The sequence below is a fragment of the Acinetobacter sp. ATCC 27244 genome (assembly GCF_000156555.1).
GTDB lineage: Bacteria > Pseudomonadota > Gammaproteobacteria > Pseudomonadales > Moraxellaceae > Acinetobacter > Acinetobacter haemolyticus.
Map to the genome: position 1 here is coordinate 1 of NZ_GG665974.1, position 8,484 is coordinate 8,484.

General features: G+C 34.4%; 11 protein-coding genes. 7 read left to right on the forward strand and 4 right to left on the reverse strand.

Features of this window, described 5'->3' with window-relative positions:
* Positions 1–78: 78 nt before the first annotated feature.
* On the reverse strand, positions 79–609 hold the full coding sequence (locus HMPREF0023_RS15450) for a hypothetical protein (RefSeq protein ID WP_008942537.1): 531 nt from the start codon (positions 607–609) through the stop codon (positions 79–81).
* Between the two features lie 314 nt (positions 610–923).
* Between HMPREF0023_RS15450 and HMPREF0023_RS15455 the strand changes: the two genes are divergently transcribed.
* Together HMPREF0023_RS15455 and HMPREF0023_RS15460 are read left to right on the forward strand one after the other, a co-directional pair.
* Positions 924–1,211: a BrnT family toxin gene (locus HMPREF0023_RS15455; protein WP_008942539.1), complete on the forward strand. Its 288-nt coding sequence runs from the start codon at positions 924–926 to the stop codon at positions 1,209–1,211.
* Positions 1,198–1,512, forward strand: coding sequence for a BrnA antitoxin family protein (locus tag HMPREF0023_RS15460; RefSeq protein WP_008942540.1), 315 nt, complete (start codon positions 1,198–1,200; stop codon positions 1,510–1,512). Before HMPREF0023_RS15455 ends, HMPREF0023_RS15460 begins: the two co-directional genes overlap by 14 nt.
* Before the next feature lie 76 nt (positions 1,513–1,588).
* On the opposite strand, the gene HMPREF0023_RS15465 is transcribed toward HMPREF0023_RS15460, so the two are convergent.
* Positions 1,589–2,914 carry an ISNCY family transposase gene (locus tag HMPREF0023_RS15465; RefSeq protein ID WP_008942541.1) on the reverse strand — a complete coding sequence of 442 codons (1,326 nt, stop codon included), beginning with the start codon at positions 2,912–2,914 and terminating at the stop codon, positions 1,589–1,591.
* Positions 2,915–3,152: 238 nt separating this feature from the next.
* Here HMPREF0023_RS15465 and HMPREF0023_RS15470 point away from each other — a divergent pair, with 238 nt between their 5' ends.
* The 3 genes from HMPREF0023_RS15470 (at position 3,153) to HMPREF0023_RS15480 (ending at position 4,933) form a co-directional block, all read left to right on the forward strand.
* Positions 3,153–4,067: a DUF6236 family protein gene (locus HMPREF0023_RS15470; protein ID WP_008942543.1), complete on the forward strand. Its 915-nt coding sequence runs from the start codon at positions 3,153–3,155 to the stop codon at positions 4,065–4,067.
* Between the two features lie 66 nt (positions 4,068–4,133).
* Positions 4,134–4,550, forward strand: coding sequence for a HEPN domain-containing protein (locus tag HMPREF0023_RS15475; RefSeq protein WP_008942544.1), 417 nt, complete (start codon positions 4,134–4,136; stop codon positions 4,548–4,550).
* Positions 4,529–4,933: a hypothetical protein gene (locus HMPREF0023_RS15480; RefSeq protein WP_008942545.1), complete on the forward strand. Its 405-nt coding sequence runs from the start codon at positions 4,529–4,531 to the stop codon at positions 4,931–4,933. The genes HMPREF0023_RS15475 and HMPREF0023_RS15480 overlap by 22 nt, the downstream gene beginning before the upstream one ends.
* Positions 4,934–4,968: 35 nt before the next feature.
* Here HMPREF0023_RS15480 and HMPREF0023_RS15485 read toward each other — a convergent pair whose 3' ends face one another.
* Complete coding sequence (locus tag HMPREF0023_RS15485) at positions 4,969–5,163, reverse strand: hypothetical protein (RefSeq protein WP_005086337.1); 195 nt, start codon at positions 5,161–5,163, stop codon at positions 4,969–4,971.
* Between the two features lie 1,259 nt (positions 5,164–6,422).
* Between HMPREF0023_RS15485 and repM the strand changes: the two genes are divergently transcribed.
* A complete protein-coding gene (repM, locus tag HMPREF0023_RS15495; protein ID WP_005086339.1) occupies positions 6,423–7,358 on the forward strand; it encodes a replication initiation protein RepM in 936 nt (311 codons plus the stop codon).
* A 68-nt stretch (positions 7,359–7,426) separates the two neighbouring features.
* Positions 7,427–7,972 carry a plasmid replication DNA-binding protein gene (locus tag HMPREF0023_RS15500; RefSeq protein ID WP_017394741.1) on the forward strand — a complete coding sequence of 182 codons (546 nt, stop codon included), beginning with the start codon at positions 7,427–7,429 and terminating at the stop codon, positions 7,970–7,972.
* Between the two features lie 178 nt (positions 7,973–8,150).
* On the opposite strand, the gene HMPREF0023_RS16805 is transcribed toward HMPREF0023_RS15500, so the two are convergent.
* Positions 8,151–8,484: hypothetical protein (locus HMPREF0023_RS16805; RefSeq protein WP_008942547.1), on the reverse strand; the 334-nt coding region annotated here is incomplete at its 5' end.

Consider the following 8,484-nt stretch of genomic DNA (forward strand, 5'->3'; position numbering starts at 1 on the left):
TTATTGATAACGCAAGAATAATCATCAATTATACGCGCAACCTTACCTATTGCATTCTTTACATTAATCACTTTTAACTCATTCATTATCAAAGGAGATCTCATTTAAAAGGGTAACAGATAATTGGTCTTTGACTACTAATTTACTTAAAGTTTCGGCTTCTTTAGGTGGTGTATCGAAAATTTTAAAGTCTTTTAATACTTGTAATTGAACTACTGTCTCTTGCTCATAGTATGGAACAACTATATAGGCTAATCTTTCAGCAAGAGATTCTTCTACATAAATAAAATAGACTACACTTTTGCTGTAAAAAGGCTGTTTTTTAAAAAGAAATGTTTTGTTTGCTTCGCTATATGAAACTGGAGGAGCACCACTAGATAACTTATTTTCATTTTTACTATTTATCAAATCTTTAATTATTTTAATTAAAAGAATAAATATTGTTAGAAACAAAAAAATAATAAATAAAAAATATTTAATAGATAATTCAGTGGATGTATCTAGAAAAACTGTAGTGACACTGCTTATTACACCAATCACACCAATTGCATAAGCAATAGTAATATGAGAAAAAAAATAGTCTTTCCAATCTAGATTTTTATTTAACACATTTAATTACATATAGTTAGGTTCATACTTTAACTTTATCATAAACTTTATATATCTTACATGAATTAGAGTTCTTCCATTTAACATAATGGGCGTTATACGCAATACACTTGTATATTAATATAAATATCAGATACTTAATAGAACCATAAAAAAGCAAAAATGCCCAAAAAGCCGACTTTGAAACAAGTCGGCTTTTTTATGAGCGATTTTGATAGTTTTTGCCAATAAATCTGACTAAAAATTACGCTTCTCAACTTGAGTGATACAATTTTGTGATACATTATTGTATATACAAATTTGAATGTTTTTTTATGGAACAGTATTTCGAATGGGATGAGGCTAAGAATCGAAAGAATCAGAAAAAGCATGATATCTCTTTCGAAACTGCAAGCCTTGTTTTTGAAGATCCGCTGAGGATCTCAATCCAGGACAGACATACCGATGGTGAAGAACGTTGGCAAACCATTGGAAGAGTAAAAGGCGTACTAATGTTATTAGTAGCTCACACCATCTTCGATGAAGATGACTGTGAAATCATACGAATCATTAGTGCAAGACAAGTCACTAAGGCGGAGCGAGATAGATATGAGCACGGTTAGATACTCACGCAAAGAACTAAATGAAAAATTTAGTGAGAAGCAAGATGCTGAAATTCAACGCTTGCTTGCTAAGGGAACGGTTCCTGACGATCAGCTAGATTTCTCAGATATGCCTGAAATTACCGACTGGAGCAATGCTGTACGCCATAATCGATTCTATCGCCCAGTGAAGCAACAGACTTCCATTCGTTTAGATGCTGATGTACTTGCATGGTTTAAAGCTCAAGGCAAAGGCTATCAAACACGAATGAATGAAATTTTGCGGGATGCCATGCTAAAAGAGTTAAAAAATCATCAGTAAAAATGGGAGCTTAAGCTCCCATTTTTGTGTTATTCCCAAGTAGAAATGTCCTACCTAATAACCAAATAGAAATGTCCTATATGGACATTTCCAAGTCAAGCACAGGATTTAGATTTCGTTGTTCAATCGCTGTTTTCTGTGCTTGTCTACGTGGCATCTTTTGAGAACGATTGCGTTTGTTTTGGTGTTCCAGTTGTTCATGCTGTTGTTGAATATGTGCCAGCACAGAACCCAAACGTTTATTCTCAACGATCTCTCGCTGGTTGAGCTGACTTAATTTATCAAAGATGCTGTAATTGATTTTTCTTCCCTGATATTCAATGGCTACAGTACCATCCGGATATTCCAGGAACTCAAGATACTTGCCGCCCAATCTTTGATTTTCTTCGCTGTTTTCCAAGATATATACGCATTTATCATAAGTAATCGTCAAGCTGTTCGTGACCCTGCGGGGTTCACGCCAGGTAAAAACATCATCTAATTCTTCGGCTGTTTCAGCGATAGGCCGATGTAGATCCTTGGAATTAAAAGCCATCTTGGCGAATTTACGATTAAATTGCTCAATAAAGCACGGCAGCCACTTATTGGCATCTGCAATTGAACTGATGCCTTCTAGACGCATCTCCTTAATCAGACGATCCTGAAGTGTTCTATTCGCTCGTTCTACACGACCTTTGGCTTGAGGGGAGTTAGCGAAAATGATATCGATATTGAGAGTGCTCAGAACACGTCCAAACTGGGTAATCTTGGTGTCTTTCTTGCTACTTTGATTCACCCTAAAAACTGAATGTTTGTCACTGTAAAATGCCAATGGCTTACCATGCTGTTCGATATATAAACGTGTCGAAATCATATAGTCAAAGGCTGACTCTGACGCACAGAAGCGTAAATGCTGCAATTTTCCTGTGGCATCATCGATGAATACTAGCAGACAGCATTTAGGTGCTCGACCTTCAAACCAATCATGGTGTGAGCCATCAATTTGGATCAATTCACCATAACAATCTCGGTTATAACGAGGCTGATATGGTCGTTTCAGGCGCTTGCAGCGAGGGATCCATAAATCGGCTGCAATCATCCAGGAACGCAGGGTTTCTACTGAAAGATCGAATCCATGCACGGTGGTGAGCTTTTCATGCGCTAAAGTGGGTCCGAAACCATAAAGTTGATCTGAAACAATATTGAGACACTTAAGTCTGAGTTCTTCAGGAAGTTTAGAATTGCTGATTTGGCCACGACCGGCATGGGCTAATGCAGCGGGACCTTGAGCTTTGTATTTCTGCAGTAAGCGTCTGATGTGACGTTCTGAGATATGAAGTAGCTGAGCAGCCTGGGATTGAGTTATACGTTGATCACAGATTTCTTGCAAGACCGACAATCGTTTAAGTTCTTTATCCGACATAGACACCAACATATCAAACCGTCCGCTAAGGAAATTGCAAAAGCGCATATTCTAAAAGCGGACATTTTTACTTTGGAGAAACCGGACATTTCTATTTTGGGCTTACATTTTGACTTCGTATAACGTGTATTATGTTAATTTTAGATAATCTAACTAAATTTAATATCTATTTAAATACTAACCTTAAATTCGCTAGTGCTAGCTCGTTCTTACAAGCAAAAATCAAATTGAGTAAAAAATGGGTGAAATAATTCAGTTTAAGAAAAAAAGAATTTCTAAAGGCATAATAATCTCAGGATTAGGAGGGGTTAGTAATGAAAATGGACCTGTAGCTAAAGATTTAACAGATGCTGATTTGATGTTCTATGGCTTGTATTGGGATAACATCGTTATTACACAAATACCAATGTTCCATTTTACTAACAGCATTATTGAAGAATTTAGAAGTAATGGAGTTATTGATTTTTATACAAATGCCCCACCACCTCGGATTCATTCTTCAGAAATGCAAAGATTAGCTTTAGAATCTTTGTTAGCATGCCAAAGTGTGAGAAAACAAACTAAAGACTCTGATTGGATTATTTATAATAACGTTGCAGATGGATTCAATACTATAGAATCTAACGATTTAATAGAGCAACAAACAATTAGAATCGAAATTGCAAAATGTCTTCCTTATCCAAGCACTTATGTTCCTATAGACACTCTAAGAAAATTTAGAGAGGACTATATTGATGAACTTGATCGCCTTCATTTAACAAAATATAAACTATTTGAAAAAATAAGTTCATATGAAAATTTGGAGAGAAGAAATCTTGCACAACTATATGAACTAGCAGATTTTCAACAGGCAATAAGAGATTATGAATTCGCTTTTTCCTCTAAATTTTCCTATTATTCGATGAAATCTTTGATTAGTGATATTAAACGTAATAAATCTCAATTATTAGAAGCTGGATTAGCTACAGGAGATCTCTTAATGAGTGGTCCCAGCCTATCTGGCACTTATAATCTAGGTAAAACCTTCTTTAATATTTTTAGCTCAAAGCAAAAGATTCATGAGGCAAGGAAAAATTCACCAGAATTTCAGTTCATAGGCTCTGCAATCAATAACGGAATTATCTTACAGAAGTTTAGTCATACTTTTGAATAGATAGATAAATTGAATAGAGTTAAAGAATGAAATGTTTAAAAATGTTCTGAAATTCACAGGAAAAATATGACAAAAGATGAGCTAGAAGCTTTGGCTGATTTAAGGTTAAAAGAAGCTAAAGTTTTATTTGAAAATGGACTATTCCAAGGAGCTTTTTACTTATGTGGATATTCTATTGAATGCGCATTGAAAGCATGTATTGCTAAATCTTTTCGGGAAAATGAATTTCCGAATAAAAAACTAGTAAATGAATCTTATGTGCATGATTTAAATCAGTTATTAAAGCTTTCAAACTTAAGTATCAAGTTTAAAAATGATGCAGAAAATGATGCAAAACTTGATATTCATTGGGCATTAGTAAAAGATTGGTCTGAACAATTTAGATATAAACCGACTATCGAAAAGATTAGGGCAGAAGAGTTAATTAAAGCAGTTAGTGATGATCAATCAGGAATACTTCAATGGATAAAAAAACACTGGTAATTCAAAAAGAGTTATCTACCGATATGGAGTTCTCAGGTGATTTTTTACTAAAAGAGCTAACTAAAAAACATATCAAAATAGATGCAGCCATGTGGTTTTTTTATACGGAAATCAATGATTGGAAATATATTTTAGTATTTGACGAGTTTTCTCAAAAAGGTTCTTCTTTTGTTTATGAGACAATTAGCAATATTAACAGAAATGCACTCTCTAAAAAATATAAAAGAATTCCTCTAAATTATATTGAGGTCAAATCAAACACATCATTTATTTATAAATCAATGAAAGGGCTAATTCATATGCAAAGTGGAAGAGTCAGAATAGCTAACTCTATGATAAATAACTTTGAAATCAATGATTGCTTAATATATAGATACGTTTAAATATTTAACATAAAATCTCTTATGCGCAGCCCAGGTTAATCCTGGGCTTTTTGTTCAATCTGATCATTGGTAGCAAACAGACCAGGATTGGTAATTTTGATGTTTTCCTGACAACTCCTACACAGCATCAGACCAGCAAAAAGTTGTACATGTTCCGTTGATTCACAGAAGGCACATGGCCGTGGAAATTTCACGACATTGGCATCACTCACAATCTCTTTATTCATCATTATTTATCCGTTAAAAGCTTATTCCTTTATAAATAAATTTCAGCGGATCAATGTTAAAAATTGCTATCTTTAAGAACTTTTGTCGAAAATAATTATCAAATCAAAGAACCTTAATTGACCGTTTTGACATATCCCCCTTGAGAACTTAATTCTCTAAAATAAAAAAATAAATGTTCACTCTATATTTTAATATTTTTCAGTTACTTAATGTCACTTTCAAGTGGTTTTTGTGAACATTTGCTTGAACAAATTATTTACCATATTTATCAAAAGCTTAACTACAAAAAACACCTGTTTTTTTGAACAAACCACTGAACATTAAATTATTAATTTAAAACAATAACTTACTTTGATTTTAGCTCAATTTTTTGAACAAGATTCTTCACTATAGAAAATAAAGGAATGCCTTGTCTAATCAAGGTTTGAAGGTTGTCATCTTTAGATGCGTGGTGTGTGAACCAAAAAATGTCGGTATGTACCGACACCCAACCAACTAAATTGACTTAACTGACATAAAAGATAGTGCTTGGCTCAAGGAGAGTTCACTTACTGAGATCCAGATAGCAAATTAAAAATCGGGTACAAGAAAACCATACAGGTGCTAAAACTCATTCAAATGCGATTTAAGCCACTTTTTCATCTAAACCATAAAGAACACTATCAAACTAGAAATCAGGCTAAAAATCGAAAATAAGAGCTAAATAAAGAGGATTTCTGATCAAGATAGAAATGAATAGAGCGAGTGTCTACGAGCGAACTACTAAAATTTGCGTCTCAACCCTCTGAAAAACTGCTTTTTAGGTTTATAAACCTAAAAAAGTGAAATTTAGATGCTGAAATTAGAGCCTAGACCGAGCGAAGCGAGCATAAAGCTCTATGAGCGAAGCGAATTCCGAGTTGCTTTTGCTCTTGCCTTTGCTTTTTCTTCTCAAATTCACAACGAAAAGAGCCAAAAAATTGCCCCTCGAATCGAGCGAAAGCGAGATTCAATAGAGTTTGAGCGAAGCGAAAACCAAGGGCAATTTTGACCAGACAGAGTTTTTAATAATTTTTAATAATTTTTAATGCTTTTAGACATGCTGAAAGCCTTTATTTATAGTATATACAAGGGATATACAACACCAGAAAGTCACCTATACAACACCAGAAAGTCACCTATACAACACCAAAAAGTCACCTATACAACACCAAAAAGTCACCTATTTACACCGTTTATTAATGATGGTGTAATAACACCATGTATAATAAAGGTGTAGCAAATGCCTACCAGTGAATTAATAGTAAAAGATAACGCTTTAATTAATGCGAGTTATAATTTGGATACCGTAGAACAACGGTTAATTCTACTGGCTATCTTACAAGCAAGAGAAACAAGAACAGGGATTGATGCAAACACTAGGCTACGGATCCATGCCAGTGACTATATGAGCAGATTTAATGTTAATAAGCATGCTGCCTACAAAGCCCTAAAAACAGCAGTTACCAACCTTTTTGGTAGACAGTTTAGCTATCAAACAATTGATGAAAAAACAGGAAAATCAAAGAAAGTAATTTCTCGATGGGTTCAAAATATTTCTTATATTGATGATGCTGCAACCTTAGAGGTTACTTTTACAATGGATGTAGTACCCTTAATTACACGTTTAGAAAAACAATTTACAAGTTATCAGTTAAAACAAGTTACCCAATTAACAGGAAAATATGCCATTCGACTCTATGAGTTGCTTATAGCATGGCGTGAAGTCGGTAAGACTCCTATATTTGAAGTTTCTGACTTTCGTTCGAAGCTTGGCTTAACTTCAGATGATTACCCAAGACTAGATACATTTAAACGACGTGTACTTGAATCAGCAGTCAAACAGATAAATGAACATACAGATATCATCGTTAAAGTTGAACAACATAAAGAAGGCCGCTCTATTTCTGGATTCTCTTTTAGCTTCAAACAAAAAAGAAATCAGAACAAAGCAATAGAACGTAAGAAAGATCCCAACACATTAGATATTTTTTCCAGCATAACAGATGCTCAACGCTACCTATTTGCTAACAAGCTTTCAGAATTACCTGAAATGGGGAAATACTCTCAGGGCACTGAAAGCTATCAACAGTTTGCAATAAGAATTGCTGAAATGCTTCAAGATCCTGCTAAATTTCAAGAATTACATCCTTATCTTGAAAAAGTTGGCTATCGTTAAATGACTGATGTAACGTTACATGATTAATTATTGTCTACAAGCATACAGATTTTTACTTGGGTTACATGATGAAAGCACTATCTGTTATTGAGTTATCACAACTTTACGGGATGAATCGACAAAGTATTTATAAGCGTATAAATAAAGGAGATTTATCAAAAAATAGTGATGGGAAAATAGATTTATCTGAAGCCATACGAGTATTTGGCGAACCATCGAATAAAAATAATAATGTAACCACGTTACAGTCTACTGCGGTACAAAAAGAGACAGAAGTAGACATGCTAAAACAACAGGTAGACATACTGAAAAAACAGCTAGAACTTGCACATGAGCGAGAAGTTTTCCAACGAGAACAGCTAGCAGCAAAAGACAATCAAATAGAAGCAATACAACGACTGCTAGAAGCTCCAAAAACCAATATGACTACGTTTACCGATCAGAAACCTGGTCAGGATATAGCAACAGATCCTCGGTCAGAACCTGCGCTAAAAGATGACGGAGTGACTACTCCGGAACAAACAGAAAATAAGCGTATTCCTATTCCAGAACATATCGAAGAAGAACCAAAGAAAAGGGGCTTTCTGAGCCGTTTTTTTCTGCCAAATGGGTGAAGGTACTATTAACTATGCCTAATCAAAACCGTGGAACAATGGTTAAGGAATGAGCGTGAAACGATCTAAATCACGTAAAAAGCCCAATCTGATAGGACTGGGCTAGACATTTAGTGATAAACTATTAATTTATAAATAAATAAAACAGTCATTGCGCATAAGGTGTATTATGTTAATTTTAGTTATTCTTAGGAATAATTAAATCGCCTACTTTTAAATTAAGAAACTTTTTAGGCTCCGTAACAGCTGGTTCAACTATTTCATACTCATTTAAACCTGCAAATATACTTCTTATATCTGATGCATTCTTTCTACGTTTTACAGCAGCCCTAAGAACCCTTTCTTCGGATGTTCTTAAAGTAGCAATACGTTCTTGGATGGTTTCTATGCGAGCACTACCTTTGACAATATGTAATTGCTCTAATTCTTCGTTTGTATCAGGATCGACGATAACTTCACCTAATTCAATAATAAAGAACTCTTTACCTTGCTCTAAGCCATCATTGGCTCCC

Coding starts and splice junctions, on each gene's coding strand:
- HMPREF0023_RS15455 (WP_008942539.1), top strand. CDS start 924: ATGGAACAGTATTTCGAATGGGATGAGGCTAAGAATCGAAAGAATCAG.
- HMPREF0023_RS15460 (WP_008942540.1), top strand. CDS start 1,198: ATGAGCACGGTTAGATACTCACGCAAAGAACTAAATGAAAAATTTAGT.
- HMPREF0023_RS15465 (WP_008942541.1), bottom strand. CDS start 2,914: ATGTCGGATAAAGAACTTAAACGATTGTCGGTCTTGCAAGAAATCTGT.
- HMPREF0023_RS15470 (WP_008942543.1), top strand. CDS start 3,153: ATGGGTGAAATAATTCAGTTTAAGAAAAAAAGAATTTCTAAAGGCATA.
- HMPREF0023_RS15475 (WP_008942544.1), top strand. CDS start 4,134: ATGACAAAAGATGAGCTAGAAGCTTTGGCTGATTTAAGGTTAAAAGAA.
- HMPREF0023_RS15480 (WP_008942545.1), top strand. CDS start 4,529: ATGGATAAAAAAACACTGGTAATTCAAAAAGAGTTATCTACCGATATG.
- HMPREF0023_RS15485 (WP_005086337.1), bottom strand. CDS start 5,163: ATGATGAATAAAGAGATTGTGAGTGATGCCAATGTCGTGAAATTTCCA.
- repM (WP_005086339.1), top strand. CDS start 6,423: ATGCCTACCAGTGAATTAATAGTAAAAGATAACGCTTTAATTAATGCG.
- HMPREF0023_RS15500 (WP_017394741.1), top strand. CDS start 7,427: ATGAAAGCACTATCTGTTATTGAGTTATCACAACTTTACGGGATGAAT.